The organism is Paenibacillus maysiensis (genome assembly GCF_000520815.1).
Taxonomy (GTDB): Bacteria; Bacillota; Bacilli; order Paenibacillales; family Paenibacillaceae; genus Paenibacillus; species Paenibacillus maysiensis.
Genome location: NZ_ASRY01000051.1, coordinates 1 through 1,208 on the forward strand (window position 1 = coordinate 1; position 1,208 = coordinate 1,208).

A 1,208-nucleotide genomic window follows, 5' to 3' on the forward strand; every position below is an offset into this window, starting at 1 on the left:
ATACGGCCGGGCCTGCTCCTTCCAGGCTGCGCTGTCCTGCCGCCAGGCTGCTTGAATCTCGCGCAGGCCCGCGGCCGACACGATGGTGCGGCGCACCTCTTCGCCTCCGGTCAGCAGGTCGATGAAATATCTGGAGCCTTCCTGCGGTGGGGCTAGCCAGTGGAATGCCTGTGGGTACAGGGCATTGACCTCGTGCAGCAGCAACAGCCCCGTATTTACGGATTCGTAACGCTGCGGATCGGTAATGAACAATCGCACGCCGCCGCACATTTCCCCCTGATGCTTGGAAAAGGCCGGGGTAGCATATACAGGGTGCACATGCACCCCCGGCAGCCGATGCTTGTTCATGGATTCAGCCAGCCGGGCGCCATCCAGCCAAGGCGCGCCGATCCACTCGAAAGGGCGGGTAGTGCCACGTCCCTCGGACAGATTGGTCGCTTCAAAAAAACAGGTTCCCCCATAAGCCCTGACCGTCTCGAGGGTCGGCATATTCGGCGAGGGCAGCATCCAAGGCAGTCCCGTGTCCGTATATTCCATGCTGCGGCTCCAGCCCTCAAGTGGAATCACGTCGAGATCGCAGCCCAGCCCTTTCAGGTCGTTGACCATTCGCGCCAGTTCTCCAAGAGTCATTCCGGTGCGGATCGGCATCGGCCATGCGCCAACCACGGATTCATAACCTTCCTGCAACAATCCGCCTTCGCAGACGGTCCCGCCCAGCGGATTGGGGCGGTCGAGGATAAGCAGACTTTTGCCGTTCTCGGCGCAGGCTTCCATTACGTACAGCATGGTGGAGACATACGTATAGAAGCGCATTCCCAGGTCCTGCACATCAAAAACCAGCGTATCCAGGCCGGCCAGCATGTCCGGGGTCGGCTTTTTATGTCTGCCGTACAGGCTGTATACCGGAAGCCCCAGTACAGCATCCCGTTCATCTTCGAACTTCACGCCTGCCTGATACTGCCCGTGTATGCCATGCTCGCAGGCAAAAAGAGCCATCAGCCGGGACGATGCCAACCCACAGCAGACCTCGGCGGTGGAACGGAAATCCCCCGTAATCCCGGTCGGATTGGTCACCAGCCCGATCCGCCGCCCCTCCAGCAGCTGGTGTGCCATCCCCGCGGCCAGCCGGTCCGCCCCGCTGCGCACGCGGGCACTCATCGCAGACTCCCGCCCGCCATTTCAGCGCCAGTCTCTGCCGCTTCCCCCGC

General features: G+C 61.8%; 1 protein-coding gene. It reads right to left on the bottom strand.

The features are described 5' to 3' along the window. Positions 1-1,158, bottom strand: a 1,158-nt coding sequence (locus tag L696_RS28185) for an exo-beta-N-acetylmuramidase NamZ family protein (protein WP_049827259.1), incomplete at its 3' end; no start/stop codon positions are given. Positions 1,159-1,208: the final 50 nt, after the last annotated feature.